This window comes from Streptomyces platensis (assembly GCF_008704855.1).
Taxonomy (GTDB): Bacteria; Actinomycetota; Actinomycetes; order Streptomycetales; family Streptomycetaceae; genus Streptomyces; species Streptomyces platensis.
Map to the genome: position 1 here is coordinate 7811856 of NZ_CP023691.1, position 17663 is coordinate 7829518.

At 69.7% G+C, this 17663-nt stretch carries 15 protein-coding genes; 6 read left to right on the top strand and 9 right to left on the bottom strand.

Annotation, left to right across the window (positions count from 1 at the left end; genetic code table 11):
* Positions 1–9: 9 nt before the first annotated feature.
* The 3 genes from CP981_RS34465 to fabG are packed head-to-tail and all read right to left on the bottom strand — an operon-like array spanning position 10 to position 3654.
* Positions 10–1845, bottom strand: a complete 1836-nt coding sequence (locus CP981_RS34465) for an FAD-dependent monooxygenase (protein ID WP_085922264.1) — start codon at positions 1843–1845, stop codon at positions 10–12.
* Positions 1835–2797: an aromatase/cyclase gene (locus tag CP981_RS34470; RefSeq protein WP_085922263.1), complete on the bottom strand. Its 963-nt coding sequence runs from the start codon at positions 2795–2797 to the stop codon at positions 1835–1837. The genes CP981_RS34465 and CP981_RS34470 overlap by 11 nt, the downstream gene beginning before the upstream one ends.
* 53 nt (positions 2798–2850) lie before the next feature.
* On the bottom strand, positions 2851–3654 hold the full coding sequence (gene fabG / locus CP981_RS34475) for a 3-oxoacyl-ACP reductase FabG (RefSeq protein ID WP_085922262.1): 804 nt from the start codon (positions 3652–3654) through the stop codon (positions 2851–2853).
* A gap of 214 nt (positions 3655–3868) precedes the next feature.
* On the opposite strand from fabG, the gene CP981_RS34480 reads away from it, so the two are divergent.
* The 4 genes from CP981_RS34480 (at position 3869) to CP981_RS34495 (ending at position 7585) form a co-directional block, all read left to right on the top strand.
* Complete coding sequence (locus tag CP981_RS34480) at positions 3869–4330, top strand: nuclear transport factor 2 family protein (protein WP_085922261.1); 462 nt, start codon at positions 3869–3871, stop codon at positions 4328–4330.
* Between the two features lie 137 nt (positions 4331–4467).
* Positions 4468–6063: a class I adenylate-forming enzyme family protein gene (locus CP981_RS34485; RefSeq protein ID WP_244329926.1), complete on the top strand. Its 1596-nt coding sequence runs from the start codon at positions 4468–4470 to the stop codon at positions 6061–6063.
* 69 nt (positions 6064–6132) lie between these two features.
* Positions 6133–6429: an antibiotic biosynthesis monooxygenase family protein gene (locus CP981_RS34490; RefSeq protein WP_085922260.1), complete on the top strand. Its 297-nt coding sequence runs from the start codon at positions 6133–6135 to the stop codon at positions 6427–6429.
* A 73-nt stretch (positions 6430–6502) separates the two neighbouring features.
* The gene (locus tag CP981_RS34495; protein ID WP_085922259.1) at positions 6503–7585 is read left to right on the top strand and encodes a methyltransferase; all 1083 of its coding nucleotides are present in this window, start codon (positions 6503–6505) and stop codon (positions 7583–7585) included.
* 136 nt (positions 7586–7721) lie between these two features.
* On the opposite strand, the gene CP981_RS34500 is transcribed toward CP981_RS34495, so the two are convergent.
* From CP981_RS34500 to CP981_RS34525, 6 genes are all read right to left on the bottom strand, one after another.
* A complete protein-coding gene (locus CP981_RS34500) occupies positions 7722–8984 on the bottom strand; it encodes an FAD-dependent monooxygenase (RefSeq protein ID WP_085922258.1) in 1263 nt (420 codons plus the stop codon).
* Positions 8981–10831 (bottom strand): asparagine synthase (glutamine-hydrolyzing), encoded by a 1851-nt coding sequence (asnB, locus tag CP981_RS34505; RefSeq protein ID WP_085922257.1) that lies wholly within the window; start codon positions 10829–10831, stop codon positions 8981–8983. Before asnB ends, CP981_RS34500 begins: the two co-directional genes overlap by 4 nt.
* A gap of 11 nt (positions 10832–10842) precedes the next feature.
* Positions 10843–11130, bottom strand: coding sequence for an acyl carrier protein (locus CP981_RS34510; RefSeq protein ID WP_085922256.1), 288 nt, complete (start codon positions 11128–11130; stop codon positions 10843–10845).
* Between the two features lie 111 nt (positions 11131–11241).
* Positions 11242–12480, bottom strand: a complete 1239-nt coding sequence (locus CP981_RS34515; RefSeq protein ID WP_085922445.1) for a ketosynthase chain-length factor — start codon at positions 12478–12480, stop codon at positions 11242–11244.
* A 41-nt stretch (positions 12481–12521) separates the two neighbouring features.
* Positions 12522–13799 (bottom strand): beta-ketoacyl-[acyl-carrier-protein] synthase family protein, encoded by a 1278-nt coding sequence (locus CP981_RS34520; protein WP_085922255.1) that lies wholly within the window; start codon positions 13797–13799, stop codon positions 12522–12524.
* 154 nt (positions 13800–13953) lie between these two features.
* Entirely contained in the window at positions 13954–14433 is a 480-nt protein-coding gene (locus CP981_RS34525) for a MarR family winged helix-turn-helix transcriptional regulator (RefSeq protein WP_085922254.1), read from the bottom strand.
* 216 nt (positions 14434–14649) lie between these two features.
* Between CP981_RS34525 and CP981_RS34530 the strand changes: the two genes are divergently transcribed.
* Together CP981_RS34530 and CP981_RS34535 are read left to right on the top strand one after the other, a co-directional pair.
* Entirely contained in the window at positions 14650–16260 is a 1611-nt protein-coding gene (locus tag CP981_RS34530; protein ID WP_244329927.1) for an MDR family MFS transporter, read from the top strand.
* A 317-nt stretch (positions 16261–16577) separates the two neighbouring features.
* Positions 16578–17333 (top strand): AfsR/SARP family transcriptional regulator, encoded by a 756-nt coding sequence (locus tag CP981_RS34535; RefSeq protein WP_085922252.1) that lies wholly within the window; start codon positions 16578–16580, stop codon positions 17331–17333.
* Positions 17334–17663: the final 330 nt, after the last annotated feature.

The following is a 17663-nucleotide window of genomic DNA, read 5'->3' on the forward strand; positions in this document are numbered from 1 at the left end:
GTACGGCCCTCATTCGGTCCGCGCGTCCTGCCGTGGGCCGCCGTCCTCGTGCTCGTGCCGCGGGGAGTGCGCTACCAGGTGCTCGGGGATCAGATGGAGGCCGCGCAGCACCTCGCCCACTGCCGCGGCGGGGGCGTACGGCCCCTTGGCCGCCAGATAGCCGTCCGGCCGGATCAGTGCATAGCCGCCCGGAGGGACGCCGAGGCCGCGCCGCAGGGCGCCGTCCGGATCGGGCAGGGCGTCCGGCTCGCAGCGTTCCCCGTTGCCCGGGTGGACGCAGCGGACGCCCACAGCCCGGCCGAAGTGCCGCGTCAGCTGCGCTCGTACGGCGCGGTCGGCGTCGTGCCGGTCGGGGGCATCAAGCCCGGTGGGGGCATGACCGGGGGGCGCGGGGGCCGCCGGGAACAGCAGCAGCGTCCAGCGGGGGTCGGTCAGCGCCGCGCGCAGGGCCCGCCACCCTGGATGGTTCGCCTCGTCACGTGCCGTACACCCCACCCGGTACCCCGGCCGCAGCCCGCGGTCCGTGCCTCCGGCAGGGGCCGGGCTGAGCGGACCGTCCGCGTACTGCAGCGCGAGACCGGACAGGCCCGCCATGATCCGGTGCTCGACCCGCCGTTTGACCGGGCGCAGCGCCTTGAGGGCAGTGAGCCCCACCGGCATGAGCACGGGGGCGGCCGCATTGCGCAGCGCGACCAGCGCGGTGGCCTTGCGGGTAGAGGAGAGCAGTCTGCCGCCCACTGGGATGCGCTCGGCCGCATAGGAGTCGAGCAGGGCCTCACGGGCGTGGCCGCGCACGACATCGGCCAGCTTCCACGCCAGGTTGTAGGCGTCCTGCATCCCGGTGTTCATACCCTGGCCGGAGGCCGGGCTGTGAACATGGGCCGCGTCCCCGGCCACGAAGCAGCGGCCGGAGCGCATGGCGGTGATCATGCGCTGCTGTACGCGGAAGACCGAGACCCAGGTCGGCACGCCGACCGCGACCGGGCGGCCGAGCGCACGGGAGATCTTCGCGCCGAGCCGCCGGCGCACCGCCTCTGTGTCGGCCGCCCCGTCCGTCTCCTCGGTGTCCACCACCCGCCACTTGCCCGGGTCGGGGAAGGGGACGAGCAGGACGGTGCCGGAGCCGGTGTGCAGCAGATGGTTGCTGTCGCGCGGTAGGTCCGTGTCCAGCACCACATCCGCGTTCAGCCAGGTCCGGGTGGCATCGCCGACCAGCCGCAGCCTGAGTTCCTCGCGTACGGTGCTGCGCGAGCCGTCCGCGCCCACCAACCAGGGCACCTCTGCCTCTTCGTCGACGACCGCTTCGCCGCCCGCTTCGCGCTCTTCCACCTCCGCCACTCGGCCGGAAGCGGTGCCGTGCCGCAGCCGGGCGGTCACCCGCTCCCCGTCCGTACGGAGGCCCGTCAACTCCACCCCCCATTCGATTCCCACGCCCAATCCGGCCAGCCGGTCCCTGAGGACCTGCTCCGTACGGACCTGATCCAGCATCAGGGAAAAGGGGTAACAGGTGGGTAGATGTGCATAGTTCGTGTCGAAGCGGATCAGTTCGCGGCCGCGCAGATGCAGGGTGAAGTGCGTGACGCGCTGCCCGTGCGCCAGCAGGGCGTCGGCCAGGCCCATCTGGTGGGTGATCTCCAGTGTGCGTGGGTGGACGGCCAGCGCCCGGCTGGTGGTCGCCGGGCCTGCCGCCCTGTCCACCACCCGCACCCGAACTCGTCTGCGGGCCAGTTCGTGGGCGAGGGTGAGGCCGACTGGACCGGCGCCGACGATCAGCACCTCGGTGTCGCCGCCCGCCGCGGACCGATGCGGTGCGCGGTGGGCCGGCCGCGGCGGCTCAGGCGGCATGCCGTGCCTCTGCGAACTCCTTGGCGAGCGCGAGCGTGGCGGCGCTGTTGCCGCCAACCGCCTCGCGGACGTACCTGCGTGCCTGGGCCGGTGTCGCGCCCTCGCCGAGGACGGCGGGGATGGCTGCCGCGTTGAGCCGGATGGTGTGCTGTGAGGTGACCCGCAGCCCCTTGCCGGTGTCTGTCACCGTCCACCGCCCGGTGTGCAGGGCCATCAGGGGCGGGGTGGTCACCTGCTTGTAGACGATGGTCCGCTCAGCGGGGAAGCAGACTCGCACCGATTCGGTCGTGTGCTCCGAGCCGCCGCTGCCCGCGCGGGTCACCATGGTCATCTGCTGGACGCCGTCCGAGGGTTCGGCCAGCTCCATGCGCGAGACATGGGGCAGGCGGGTGGGCCATTGATCGGCGTCACGCAGAAAGTCATAGACCGTCTCTGTCCGGGCATGGACCGTCTCGTGGTCCTCGAAGGAGAAGAGCAGATCGTCCGACTCCGGCTCTCGCCAAGACTCCGCCAGCGTCTTGATGTTGGCGAGCTCGGTGCGGCTGTTGCGGTCGGTGGCAGCGGTGATCCAGGTGACATTGGCCGGCAGGTCGTCCACTGCCGCGTAGTCATGATGCAGCGTCAGCTTGCTGCCTCCGCCGGACTGTTCCTCGATGATCCACTCTCCGCCCATCGCGGCAACGGGGGGAGAGCAAACCTCCTGACGAAACGCCACACGTCGCCGGTGCGGGTCCAGGGTGCGGTGCGAGGTCCAGTGTTTGACCTCGCCGTTGGCGGTCGCCCAGATGTGCAGACGCTCGCTTTGGGTGCCGGTTTCCTCGCGCCGGACGTGGACGGTGGGCGTGAAGCGCTGCGGCCAGGACACGGCGTCGGCGACGAGCGCGTACACCCGATCGGTCGAGGCGTCGATGACCGTGTCGTGGACGGCATGGTGGGTGCGGGGTACGGGCATGGGGTTCCTTTCTCAGGGCGCGCAAAAGAGGGAAGAGGGGAGTAGGGAAAGGGTCAGTAACTGCCCAACCCTCCACATACATTGAGAGCCTGAGCGGTGATGGAGGCGGCCTCGTCGGTCACCAAATAGCCCACCAGTCCGGCCACTTCCTCGGGGGTGGAGTAACGCCCCAACGGGATCTTGGCGTTGAAGCGGGCGAGCACTTCTTCCTCGGTGGTCTGCCAGGTGGTGGCGTACGCCTGCCGGACGCGAGCGGCCATCGGTGTCTCCACGTACCCCGGACACACCGCGTTGACGGTGACACCGGAGGGCGCCAGTTCCTTGGCGAGGGCCTTGGTGAAGCCGATCATTCCGGCCTTGGACGCCGAGTAGGGCGCGCCCAGTGGCACGCCCTGCTTGCCGCCGGTGGAGGCGACGTTGATGATGCGCCCCCACCCGGCCTGCTCCAGCCCTCCGGTGGTCAGAACCTCGCGGGTGACCAGGAAGGTGCTGTTGAGGTTGGTGTCGATCACGTCGTACCACAGCTCGTCGGTGAGGGTGGAGGTGGTTCCGCCGCCGTTGCGGCCCGCGTTGTTCACCAGCACGCCCACCGTGCCGAAACGGTCGACGGCCGTACGGACAACCCGGTCCACCGACTCGCGCGAGCGGACGTCCCCCTCGCAGCCATCCACCTCGTACCCCTGCGTCCGCAGGTCCTTGACCACCGTCTCGACGGCGTCGCGGCTGCGGGCGCACAGGAACACCCGAAGCCCGCGGGCGGCCAGGGTCTTGGCGACGGCCAGGCCGATGCCGCTGGTACCGCCGGTGACCAGGGCGGTGGGGGGAGTGCTGCCGGCGGGAGTAGTGGTACTGCTCATGAGGCTCCTCCGGTTGTCCGGGAATTCGTCTGGGGTATGGCGCGCCACCAGCCTGCAATCGGAGGTTCGAGCTGGAACCGAGCGCAGTTGGGGCCGTAGCCGGGCCGGACGCGCTCGGCGGCCGCCGGTTCGCCGCTCTAAGACGGGTCGAAGCGCTGCTGTCACGCTCACGCCGGGTGGCCGCGGTACGCGCGGTCGCCGGAGAGGAGACCCCATGTCGCCATCGAAGCAGCCCGCATCGCACTCCGCGGCGCCAACTCCCGTGGACAGTGCGCTCTATCAGGAGATCCAGCACTTCTACGCGCGCCAGATGCGGTTCCTGGACCAGGCCATGGTGGAGGAGTGGGCACAGACCTTCACCGACGACGGGGTGTTCACCGCCAACGCCCATCCCGAGCCGTCCGTTGGCTGTGCAGCCATTGCCGGCGGTGCCCGCAAGGCTGCCGAGCAGCTGGCCGAGCAGGGGATCCAACGCCGCCACTGGCTGGGCATGCTGGAGGCCGACGAGCACCCCGACGGAACCGTGCACGCCCGGACGTACGCCTTGATCCTCAGCACTCCGCGCGGCGGCCAGGCGGCCGTACACCTGAGCACCACGTGTGATGACGTGCTGGTCCGGGAGGAAGGCGGACTGCGCGTCCGCCGTCGCGAGGTCCGAAGGGACGATCTGCGGTGACGTACGCCATATCGAAAGGGAACCCGGGGCCTGATCAGGAAGGGAACGGCACAGGAATCCCGGAGTGCAACAGTGGAATCGGCCGTGCGGGCGACAGCACCGCTACGGGCGCTCCTCTGGAGAGCATCGACCACCTCGTGGGCGGCCCCCGCATTGACGATCTGTTGCGGCGCGCCGCTCAGCGCGCCCCCGAACGGCTCGCGCTGGCCGGCCAATCGGGAGAGCTGTCCTATGCCGCCCTGGACGAGCGGGTGACCCGGTGCGCCGCCGCGCTGCGGACCCTGGCCGGTGAGCCCGGCCCCGACACGGTGATCGGTATCGCCGCGGTACTCGATCTGCCCTTTGCGCTGGCATACTTCGGCGCCGCCCGGGCCGGGCTGGTCAGTGCCATGTTCAATCCGCTGCTGCGCGAGGAGCGCCTGGAGCACGTACTGAAGTCCTCGGGCACCCGGGTCGTGATCGTGCCGCCCGCCATGTACGCACGTATCCAGGCGGTCCGCCCACACCTGCCCTCCCTACGCACGGTGGTGCTCACCCACCGGGAGGCGGAAGGCGAGGAGCGCGTGGACAACGACCACGTGCCCACCCTCGCCGAGCTGATCGACCGCGCCGCGCCCGTGGTGCCGGCGGTGGCCACCGACGCCGGGGCAGTGGCCAATCTGCAGTTCACCAGCGGCACCACGGGCGCCCCCAAGACGGTGATGCTCACCCACCGGAACCTGACAGTGAACGCGGCCCAGACAGCCCACGCCCACCGGCTGACCGAGGACTCCGTCCTACTGAACCACCTGCCGACCTTCCACCTGATGCATCTCAACATCGCGGTCACCGTCGCAGCGACCCACATCCTGTGCCCTGGGGACGACGGCGAGCAGGCGGTGCGGGAGGCGGCCCGGCGCGGGGCAACACACCTCTACAGTCTGCCGGTTCGGCTCTCCCGGCTGGCCGTGCACCCTAGCCTGTCCGGTCTGGCCGTGCCCACACTGCGGGCGGTGCTCTCCGGAGGTTCAGCGCTGCCCGCCCGTACCGCCGACATCCTGGGTGGGCACTTCGGTGTCCCGGTCATCCAGGGGTACGGGCTCGCCGAGACCTCGCCGTCCACCCACTTCGACAGCCTGGACCACCCGGTCACGGGCTCCTCGGGGCCACCTGTCCCCGGCACCCGGTGCCGGATCGTGGACCTGGAGACCCGGGCGGTGCTGCCGGTGGGTGAGCGCGGTGAGATCCAGGTCAGTGGACCACAGTTGATGAAGGGATATCTGGGGCGCTCCGCGCAGGTCGTGGCTCCGGACGGTTGGTTCTCCACCGGGGACATCGGCTATGCGGATGCAGACGGTCGGCTGTTCGTCGTCGATCGCGTAAAGGACGTCTTCAAGTGCGACAACTGGCTGGTGTCGCCGCTGGAGATCGAGAACGTGCTGCTGCGTAGCCCCGCGGTTGCCGACTGCGCGGTCTTCGACCACCCGGACGAGTTCAGCGGGGCCGTGGCGCATGCACTGGTGGTTCTCAGGAACCCGGACGGCGGGGTCGAAGGCGGACCGGCAGTCGAAGCCGCAGCCTCCGCATCCGTCGACGTGGTCGCTGCCATCACGCGGTTCGCCAACGATCAACTGCCCTACTACCAGCACATCAAGTACTGCGACGTGGTCGGGCAGATTCCCCGCTCGCCCACGGGCAAGGTCCAGCGTCGCGAGCTGCGGAACGCCACCCTCGCGCGGCGCGACTCGGCCTGACGGCGTGATCGCCGCATCTCATCTCATCACCTCCCCTCTCAACTCACCACCCAGCAGAAGGGAATGCGCATGTTCACTTTCATCAACCGGTTCACCGTCGAAGGCGGCACCGAGGAGTTCGAACGGCGGCTGGCGGACATCACGGCCCATATGTCCCAGCAGCCCGGTTTCCGCTCCCACCGCCTCTACCACTCAGGCAAGGACCCCAAGGTCTACGTGGAGGTGGCTGAGTGGGAGCACGCCGCCGACCACCAACGTGCCGCGCGTACCGAGGAGTTCCTTGTTGCGGTACGCCAAGTGCAGAAGCTGGCGAGTGCCGACCCCGCCCCGTACACGCTGGTCACCACCCACGCAGCCACCCCCTAGCCCGCCTTTCACGCATCGCATGCCTGGCAACCCCACGAACGAAGGGAATTCATCCGTGACCAGCACAGCCCGTATGTCCGGTGCGACCGATACCCCTGGTACGCCCGGCACCTCCGGCGCCGCCGGCACTCCCGGAACCGTGCTCCCGCCCGCCGTCATGCAGCTGCGCGAGCTCGCGCTCAGCGCCGCCTGTGCCGCGGCCGTCCGGGCCGCGGCCCGTCTGGGCGTGGCCGACGCCCTCGGCGACGAGCCCGCTACCGCGCAGGCCCTCGCCGCCACCGTCGACGCCGATGCCCACGCCCTGGCAAGGCTGCTGCGTGCCCTGGCCGCGCATGGCATCTTCGCCGAGCTGCCCGACGGGCGGTTCCGACACACCGAGACCTCGCGGCTGCTGCGCGAGGACGCTCCGCGCAGCCTGCGCTACTCCGCCCTGTGGGCCACCGAACCGTGGACCTGGGCGCTGTGGCCTCACCTGGAGGAGGCGGTGCGCACCGGCAAGGAGGTCTTTGCCGGACTGTACGGCAGCGAGTTCTTCTCCTGGCTGCACACAGAGGAGGCCCGGGAGTCATCCGAGGTCTTTGACAAGGCCATGACGCAGTCGAGCATCCTGTCCGCACGGGCCATCGCAGAGGTGGTCACGATCGACGGCGCGCGGGAGATCGTGGACATCGCGGGTGGCCAGGGCATGGTGCTGGCCACGCTGTTGGAGAAGCACCTCGGCCTGCGCGGTACCCTCTTCGACCTGCCCGAGGTGGTGGCCGACGCCGACCCGCGGCTGCGCGACGGCGGTTCGCTTGCCGGCCGGGCGCGGCTGGTGCCGGGCGACTGCCGTCGTACGGTCCCCGAGGGCGCCGATCTGTACCTGCTGAAGAACATTCTGGAGTGGGACGATGAGAGCACGGTGCGCACCTTGCGGAACGTGGCCGAGGCGGCCCCGGCAGGGGCGCGGGTGGTGGTCATGGAGAACCTCGTCGACGGCAGCCCCGAGGCCCGTTTCACTACGGCGATGGACCTGATGCTGCTGCTCAACGTGGGCGGCCGTAAGCACACCAAGGCCGGGCTCAGCGCCCTCATCCAGGAGGCGGGTCTGCAGCTGGAGTCGGTCCGGCCGGTCAACTCGTATCTCCACCTGTTCGAGAGCAGGGTCCAGGCGTAACGCTGAGGTACCGACTGCATGTAGGAGAAACCCCCGGCCGCAGAACATGCGGCCGGGGGCTTCCCGTACCCTCCGCATCCATAGAGGAAGCTGGGTTGAAGAGAACCGGACAGGTGCGGGCAGGTTGGGACGGGGATCAGGCAGGACCGGTCTCGGTCTCGTGGAAGAGATCCGAGCGGACCGCCACACCACGGTCGCCGTAGGCGATGCGTCGCAGCACTGAGCGGTAGGCGGGCGTGCGTGAGACCAGCAGCGCGGCCTTGGGCCTGACGAAGCCGGAGAGGCGGCCGCTGGAGAGCATCATCCTGCTCTGCATCACCTGCAACCTCGTCATCTTCCCTGTTTCGTCTTGCCGTTGGGCGACCAGGGGAGCCAGCATGCGGGCGCTGAGATCGCGCCGCCGCAGGCCCTCGCACAGCACTGGGTGGGCCGCGACCGCGTCCTGGACGGCCAGGTTGATGCCCTGGGCGCCGATCGGGCTGTGGGTGTGTGCGCTGTCCCCGATCAGCAGCAGGCCGTCCCGCGCCCACTGCCGTGCACTGCCCGCGAACACGTCCAGCAGGGAGAGATCCTTGAAGCCGCCGATCTGCTCTTCGACGGCGTCCGCGTACTCGGGCACCGCGGCGCGGATCCGGTCCTTGACTTCTCCGAAACCGCGGGATGCCAGCTCCCGGTAGCCGCGGTGCGGCAGGGTCCAGCCCAGCTGAACCTGGTCGGGGAAGGAGGTGTAGGCCAGCACAGGGCTGCCTCCGGCGCGGAAGATCCGCACCGTGCGGGTGGCGCGGGCGGCGAGTTTGAACCAGAGCACGTCCTGGTCGAAGAGTTCCACCCGGTCGTAAGGGATCCGGGCGAGGCGGCGCACGGTGGAGTACCGTCCGTCCGCCCCCACCACACATGCCGCGCGCACGACGCGCGTGTCCGGCTCGCTCCCCGTACCGGAACAGACCACCCCGCGGACCGCGGACGCCTCCTCCACCAGCCCGTTGACCCTGGTGCCGGTCAGACTGACAAAGCCCGGATGGGCCTGGCAGCGGCGCAGCAGCTCGGTCAGCAGATGCCGCTGGGGGAGGCTGAGCAGACAGTTGAACGTCCCCGGCAGCCGGCGGTAGTTCCCGTCGATCAGGACCCTGCCGTGTTCCTCCAGACGGAAACCGTCGTGTTCGTGACATCCACGCTCGCGGGCCCCCTCAAGGACGCCGAGCGTGGCCAGGAGCTCTTGCCCGCCGGGCTGGAGGATCTCCCCGCGGTACTCGCGCTCCAGCGAGCGGCTGCGTTCGACGAGCGCGACCCGCGCGCCCGAGCGCAGCATCAGCAGCGCCAGGGTCAGCCCGGCCGGGCCGCCGCCGACGATGCACACATCCGCGTACACCTCGGCGGGGCGACCGGCACCGGGTTTCACAGCTCCAGCCGGATGTTGTACGTGCTCAACCAGGTGTTCATCCACAGCACCAGCTCCATACTGCCGCGATCGTAGGGGCGGCTGACGGCGCCTACCGGACGCCGCAGCACGTCTCCGGCTTTCTCCAGATCCAGCAACTCCCTTATGGGGGCCTCTCCGTCGGCCAGCACGTCCGCCAGCTCCTGGCGCAGCAGCCGTTCGTACGCCGGATCCTGGGTGGCGGGGTAGGGCGTCTTGACCCGGGTGAGGACCGAGTGCGGCAGCAGATCGGTTGCCGCGGCCCGTAGCAGGCTCTTCTCCCGGCCATCGAAGGTCTTCGTCTCCCAGGGCACATTGAAGACGTACTCCACCAGGCGGTGGTCGCAGAACGGCACCCGCACCTCCAGTCCGGTGGCCATGCTCATCCGGTCCTTGCGGTCCAGGAGGGTCTGCACGAAGCGGGTCAGGTTGAGATACGACACCCGGCGCAGTGTGCGCTCCCGCTCGTTCTCTCCGGGTAATACCGGAACCTCGTCGCGGGCCTCCTCGTACCGGGCCCGCTGGTAGCCGGGCAGGTCCAGTTTGTCGAGCAGCGTTCTGTCGAACAGCCCGCGGCCGCCGAAGTAGCGGGCCGAGCCGGAGGTCAGCCAGGGAAAGGTGTCGGCCTGGACGGCGGCCCGACGGTGGAACCACTGGTATCCGCCGAAGAGTTCGTCGGCCGCCTCGCCGGACAACGCCACCGTGCAGTGCCTGCGCACCTGCTGGAAGAAGAGATAGAGGGAGGGCCACATGTCGCCCCAGTAGGCGGGAGGAAGATCGGTGGCCGCGAGCACCGCGTCGCGCACGGCAGAGGCGGCCAGGCGGTCGCTGTCCAGGAGGACTGCGGTGTGGTCGGCGCCCACATGCCGCACCATCTCCCGGACGAATGGCGCGTCCGTGCCCTTGCGCACGGCATCCGGCTCGAATTCGGAGCCGGCGCCGGTGAAGTCGACGGAGAAGGTCCGCACGGGGCCCTTCCCATCCGCGCGGAGTCCTCTCGCTGCGAGGGCGGTCACCGCCGAGGAGTCCAGACCGCCCGACAGCAGCGTGCACAGCGGGACATCGGAGACCAGCTGGCGGGTGACCGTGTCCGCCAGCAGGTCGCGCACGGTGGCGATGGTGGTGTTGAGATCGTCGGGGTGTTCGTGGGCTTCCAGCTTCCAGTACGTACGGCGGGTAAGGCCGGTGCTCCCGACCACGACCAGTTCGCCGGGCCGCACCTCGTACATCCCGGAGAACACCGTCCGCCCGGGCGTTTTGACCATGTCCAGCACCTCGCACAGGCCATCCGCCGTCACCCGAGGGGTCACCGACGGGTGGGCGAGGACGGCCTTGGGCTCGGAACCGAAGAGCACCCCGTGCGGGGTGGGGTGGTAGTAGAGCGGTTTGACACCCATCCGGTCGCGCACCAGCAGCAGTTCCTCGCGCGCCTCGTCCCAGACGGCGAAGGCGTACATGCCGTTGAGTCGCTCGGCCAGGCCACGGCCCCACTGGACGTAGCCGCGCAGTACCACCTCGGTGTCGCAGTGGGTATGGAACCGGTGCCCGTAGGAGGCCAACTCGGCTCGCAACTCACGGAAGTTGTAGATCTCTCCGCTGAAGGTGATGACCACCGCTGAGCCGTCGCCCGCAGTGGTGTGCATCGGCTGGCGGCCGTGTTCCGGGTCGATGACCGCAAGCCTGCGGTGGCCGAGCGCCGCGTGCCTGCCCAGCCACAGCCCCTCGTCGTCCGGGCCGCGGCAGGCCATGGTCCGGGTCATGGCCCCGGCCGTCGCGTGTTCGGACGAGAGATCCCGTTCGAAGTCGACCCATCCCGTGACTCCGCACATGTGTCAGCCTCTCACTTCTCCCGCGCGGCGCCGGGCGCGGGCCGCCGGGAGCCGGCGAGCGCCGCGTTGGTCATCTCGATCAGCTCGCGCGGTGTACCTGCGCTTTCCAGCGCGTCGTCGCCCAGGCGGACGCCGTAGTCGCGCTCGATGCGGCCGACGGTGTTGAGAAGGGCCAGTGAGTCATAGCCGAGGTTGTCGAAGGGGAGGTCGAGGACATCGCCGTCCAGGTCGACGGACTCGTCCTCGCCCGCGCACTCGCGCAGCAGGGTCAGCAGGTCGTCGAGAGTCAGGGAGGTCATGAGTGGTGTTCCTTTCGTCAGCGGTGGTGAGGGTGGGATTCGCTGTGCGTGGCCGTGGCCCGTACCGGAGGTCTGGTCTGTACGCGAGCGGGGGCGGCAGCGGCCATGGGGTCACGCCGTGCGGCGTACCACCATCGCCGAGTTGAAGCCGCCGTGCCCACGCGCCAGTACCAGGGCGCAGTTCAGTTCCGCCGCGCGCGGACCGCCGGTCACCAGGTCCAGCGCATGCGGCGTCGCCCGGTCGTGCACATTGACCGTCGGCGGAATCACCTGGTCGCGCAGCGACAGCAGTGCGGTCGCCAGATCAAGCGAGGCGCCGCCCGCCAGCAGCCGCCCGGTCATCGTCTTGGGTGCGGTCACCGGCACGCCGCGCGGCCCGAACTCGTCGGCCAGCGCCTTGGCCTCCACCGCGTCCGCCTCGGGCAGTCCCATGGCGTCGGCGAAGACCACGTCGATGGCGTCCGCACTCAATGCGGCATCAGCGAGGGCCAGTTGGATGGCGCGGCGCAGCCCGGGAGGGCGCCCGGACCCGGGGCGGGGGTCGAAGGTGGCGGCATAGCCGGCGATGCCCCCGTAGACGTGGACCGCGCCGCGCTCGGCGGCCGAGTGGGCGTCTTCCAGGACCAGCATCGCCCCGCCCTCGCCGGGCACATAGCCACTGGCATGGGTGGAGAAAGGGAGATAGGCACGGCGTGGATCGGCGTGCGGGGACAGCCCTCCCGAACGGGTCTGGCACAGCCAGCCCCAGGGGCACAGCGCCCCGTCCACCCCGCCGGTGACCATCATCGACGTGCCGTCGCGCACATGGCGGCGGGCCTTGGCCACCGCGTCCAGCCCTCCGGCCTGCTCGGCCACCAGAGCCCCACCGGGACCACGCATCCCGTGACGGATCGATATCTGACCGGAGTTGACGGGGTAGAACCACGCGAACGACTGGTAGGCGCTGACGTGGTCGCCGCCCCGGCTCCACAGCGCCTCCAGCTCCCGCTGGCCGAACTCGAAGCCTCCGCCGGACGCGGCCGTGACCACCCCGGCCGCGTACTCGGGCAGCTGCCGGGGATCCAGGTCCGCGTCGGCCAGCGCCTCCTCGGCGGCCACCAGCGCGAGTCGGGTCATCGGGTCGGTCTGCGGCAGCAGCCTGTTGGGCAGGTGTTTCTTGGGCTCAAAGCCCTTCACCTCGCCGGCGAGCGTGGCGGCGTAGGGGGACGGGTCGAACCGGGTGATCCGGCCGATCCCGCTCTCGCCGCGAAGCATTGCGCGCCAGTACTCCTCGGTGCCTGTGCCGTTAGGGGCGATGACGCCAAGTCCCGTGACTACGGCGGGTGGCGCGGCCGCGAGAGCGGGCGTCATGCCGGAGGCCGTGGGGGCCGGGGCGGGGGCGGTGCGGCCGCTCACTGCGTCCTCCCCGGTCCGGTGAGCACGATCGCGCTCTGGAATCCGCCGAAGCCGCTGGCCACCGACAGCACGCTGTCCACCTGGGCTTCCCTGGCCCGCAGCGGAACATAGTCCAGGTCCAGGGCGGGGTCCGGCTCGTGGAGGTTGGCGGTCGGCGGGATCACCGAGTGCTCGATGGTCAGTGCGCTGGCGGCCACCTCCAGTGCACAGATCGCGCCGAGCGAGTGGCCGATCATCGACTTGATCGAGCTAACCGGGGTGGCATAGGCATGCTCGCCCAGGCTTCGCTTGAGCGCCGCCGTCTCGTGGAGGTCGTTCTGTTTGGTCGCCGAGCCATGGGCGTTGACGTAGTCGATGTCTGTCGGGTCCATCCGCGCCCGGTCCAGGGCCGCGCGGATGGCGTCGGCCATCTCTTTACCGTCCGAACGCAGGCCCGTCATGCTGTACGCGTTGCAGCGCGCGGCGTGCCCGGCGATCTCCGCGTATGCCCGGGCCCCGCGGCGTTGCGCGTGGCCGAGTTCCTCCAGGACGAAGAAGGCAGCGCCCTCGCCGAGGACAAAGCCGTTGCGGGTGCGGTCGAAGGGGCGGGAGGCCGTCTCCGGCTCGTCGTTGCGCGGGGTGGTGGCCTTGATCGCGTCGAAGCAGGCCACGGTGATCGGTGAGATCGCCGCGTCCGAGGCCCCGGTGACCATCACCTCCGCCGCGCCGTCGCGGATCAGGTCCGTGGCGTGGGTGACCACGTCGATCCCCGAGGTGCAGCCCGCAGAGACCACCCCCGCCGGGCCCTCGGCCCCGGCCAGCCAGGCGATCTCCCTGACCATGGAGGAGGGCAGGAAGTAGTCGTACAGATACGGGGCTCCGTGGGCGGGGTCCACCTCCCACAGCCGCCCCTCGTCACTGACCACCGCGTACTCGCGGTCCAGGCTCATCGTCATGCCGCAGGCGGTGCCCACCATGACGCCGGTGCGCAGCGGGTCCGTCTCGCCGGATATCCCGCTGTCCTCCAGCGCCTCCCGCGCAGCCACGTACGCGAACTGGGTGGTGCGGTCCCAGGCCCGGATCTGCCGCTGGCTCAGGCCCTCGGCCGCCGGATCGAAGTTGCACTCGGCCGCCACCTGGGAGCGGAACGGCGAGGCGTCGAATGAGGAGATGGTGCCGGTGGCGGTTCGCCCCGCCGTGAGCATCTCCCAGAATGGTTTGGTGCCCACGTCGCCCGGGGCCACCACGCCGATACCCGTGATCACGACGCGTCGAGCGTCATGTGTCTTGGACACTGCGTCTCCTTAGCCGTCGTCACGCCCGGGGCCACGAGGTGGCAAGGGCGCGTCGAGGCCAGAGTGACCCGCCGTGTTCAAGCCGCTTTGGAGGCGGCTTGGGGCAGCGTGCGGGCCCCGGGCGCCTGAGGAGCACGGGCGCGGGGCGGTGGGGTCAGTGGCCCTGGTGCGGGGCGGTGGGGCTCTCGTCCAGCTGGGCGTCGAGCTTCTCCCGCAGCCGGCGCAGGACGAGGGCCGTGGTGCGCAGGTCGTCGTGGGCGATGCCTGAGGTGAGCTGGTGGAGCCACTGCCGCTCCAGGGGAAGCAGATCGTCCAGTGCCTGTCTGCCGCGGTCGGTCAGTTCGACCAGGGGACTGCGCTGGTCCTGGGGGTTAGGGCTGGTGGTGACGATGCCCTCGGCCCGCAGCCGGTCGACGGTCTGCTGGACTGCCTGGCGGCGCAGCCCGCGCTCGCGAGCGAGCCCGGCGACGGTGGAGGGGCCGTCCAACAGCAGACCGGCCACCTGCCAGCGGGCCGACGTGAGCCCGGCGCTGGCGGAGAGCCGGTCTCCCGCGCGCAGCAGCCGGCCATTGACCGCGAAGACCTCGGCGGTTACCTCGACAAGGGTGTCCGCTTCGGGTGTTGACGAATCCATGGCCTCAGAGTATGTGCCGGCGGTGTCGAAAATGACAAGAGCTTGTCGAAGTCTCGATCCTTGGCTACGCTCGGTGCTCGACAAGGGCTTGTCGAGCACCGGAGCCCCGCCGACCACGGAAAGTGAGGAACCTTGTCATCCACGAATCCGCGCTCCACTCCCGCTGCGGCGGGAGCGGACGGCGGTGGGCTTACACACCGGCAGATCATGACGGCCATGTCGGGACTGTTAGTGGCGGTGTTTCTCGCGGCCCTGGACCAGACCGTCATCGCCACCGCGATGCGCACCATCGCGGACCAGCTGCACGGCCAGACCGAGCAGGCCTGGGCCACCACGGCGTATCTGATCGCCTCGGTGCTGGCGATGCCCTTCTATGGCAAGCTCTCCGACATCTATGGGCGCAAGCCCATGTACCTCATCGCCATCGTCGTCTTCGTCGTGGGCTCACTGCTGAGCGGTATGGCCGACTCGATGGTGACGCTGGCGCTCTTCCGCGCGGTACAGGGACTGGGCGGCGGCGGGCTGATGTCGCTGCCGACGGCCGTGGTGGCTGATCTCGCCCCGGTGCGCGAGCGTGGGCGCTACTTCGCGTATCTGCAGATGGCCTGGGTCGCGGCGAGCATCGTCGGCCCGTTGGCCGGCGGCGCCTTCGCGGAGGCCGGGGAGGTCCTCGGCATCGACGGCTGGCGCTGGGTCTTCCTGCTCAATGTGCCGCTGGGCGCGCTGGCGCTGGTCACCGTGCGCCGCGCGCTCGACCTGCCGCACGAGCGGCGCGAGCACCGCATCGACGTGCTGGGCGCGGTGGCGCTGGCGCTGTTCCTCGTACCCCTGTTGGTCGTGGCCGAGCAGGGCCGGGCATGGGGCTGGGGTGCCCCCGTCTCCCTGGCGATGTTCGCGCTGAGTGTGGCCGGGCTCGCGCTGTTCATCCCGGTCGAACTGCGCCGGGGTGCGGAGGCCGTACTGCCGCTCCGGCTCTTCAGGCGCGGCGGGATCGCCCTGTGCTCAACCATCAACTTCACCATCGGCGTGGGTATTTTCGGTACGGTCACGACCCTGCCGCTCTTCCTGCAGATGGTGCAGGGCCGCACCCCCTCCGAGGCCGGGTTGGTGGTGATCCCGTTCATGGTGGGCACCATCGCCTCGCAGGTGGTCTCCGGCAAACTCATCTCCGCGTCGGGGAAGTTCAAGAAGCAGGCGATCGTGGGCCTGGGCTGCATGGCGGGCGCGCTGATGGCGCTGTCCACGTCCGACGTCTCCACGCCGATGTGGGGCCTCACCCTGATCGTCTTGTGGCTGGGCGTGGGCATCGGCCTGTCCCAGACGGTCATCACCCTCGCCATACAGAACGCGGCGCCCAAGAGCGAGCTGGGCGTGGCCAATGCCGCCTCCGGGCTGTGCCGCCAGATCGGCGGCTCGACCGGGATCGCGGTGCTGTTCTCGGTGATGTTCGGGGCGGTCATCGCACGCCTGGCCGACCTGTGGAACAGCCCCGCCTTCTCCCGGCTGATCGACGATCCTGCGATGGCCGCCAACCCCGCCAACCACCACTTCCTGCAGGTGGTCGCATCAGGGAACGGCTCGAAGATCGATTTGAACGACACCTCTTTCCTGCAGGGCATCGACTCCCGCTTGGCGCACCCTGTCATGGAGTCCTTCGCCCACGGCTTCCACATCATGTACCTCGTCAGCGGCGCGGTGTTGTTGGCCGGGTTCGTCCTGACGTGGTTCCTGCGCGAGTTGCCGGACGGGACACAGGAGGCGCCCACCGCGCAGGAGAGCGACAGCGGTGCAGCGGCGGGGGGTAGCCCGCAGAGCCAGGAAGCCTGACGGCAACGCCCGGGTGGGGAAAAGGGTCGGTGACCGCACCCCGGGCCCCTGGGCTCCTAGCTCCTGAACTCCCAGCCGTCCCGAACGGCAATCACAGGGACGAGCGCACAGACAGGTGCGGGGACGAGAACGGGTCGCGCGACGACGAGGGCAGGGGGGAACGGAAACCTCCTCCAAGGTAGCAGTGTGCGCCCCGCCTTACCCGGCCCCTACGTCACTTCCGTTCCCCTCCCTTGGAACCCTCTCCCGCCACTGGTTACCGTCTGACCGGTTTGGTCGCATGTGGCCATGGCAATCCAGCGAAGGCAGGAGAGGCGATGGAATTCAAGGTGCTCGGCCCTATCCAAGTAGCCAACGAACGACTGGCTTACACACCAAGCGCTCCCAAGGTGAAGCAGGTTCTCGCTCTGTTGGTGATGCGGGCGAACCAGATCGTCACGCTGGAATCCATCATCGACGAACTATGGGGCGACCACGCCCCGCGCACCGCCGTCACCACGGCCCAGACGTACATCTACCAACTGCGCAAGGATTTCGTTGTCGAACTCGGCGAGGAATGCGGAGAACGGATCATCGTCACCGCCCGGCCCGGCTATGTGCTCAGCGTCCCCGAGGGATCCCTGGATGTCCACAATTTCGAGCGGTTGGCCGACCGCGCCCACGCCTGCAGCACGGCCGGAGACGCCGAGGGCACGGCGCGCTGGACGCAGGCGGCGCTTCGGGTGTGGCGCGGCAGCCCGCTCGCGGACATACCCTGCGGGCGTGTGCTACAGGACTACGTCAGCAACTTGCAGGAGAAGCGCGTCTCCACCCAGGAGCTATCCGTACGAGCCGCCATGGACCTGGAGCGCTACCGCGATCTGATCACCGAGCTACGGTCGTTGGTGATGGAGTATCCCTTCAACGAGTGGTTCCACACCCAGCTTGTCCGGGTCCTGAACAAGGCCGGGCGCCGGGTCGAGGCGCTGCACGCCTACCAGGAAGCCCGTGTCCTCCTGCGCGACGAACTTGGCCTGGGCCCCTCGCACGAGCTGCGGCGCGCACAGCAGGAGGTGCTCGGGTCCGCACCCTGACCCCAAACGCCTTTGGAGGCGTTGTCACGGTGTGGGGGTGGGCCGGCTTCGAGAATGTGTCGGGGCGTGGTTTTCCCTGTGGTCCGGCCGGCGTCAGGTGGCGGTGCTCAACAGAGGGCATCACCTCACCGTGCGAGATGGCCTCCATCGGGTAACGGTGGTCCTTGTGTGACGGTGACCCCACTCGCTGCGCTGCGCCGCCACTTCCTGGCCGGCCTCAGCGCGCGGGAAGCGATCACCGGCCTCAACGACCGGGCGGAGTACATCGCTTTCCAGCGAATGGTTCTCGGCTCTCCTCGCCTGCGACTGCGCATGATGGAGCAGAGCGGG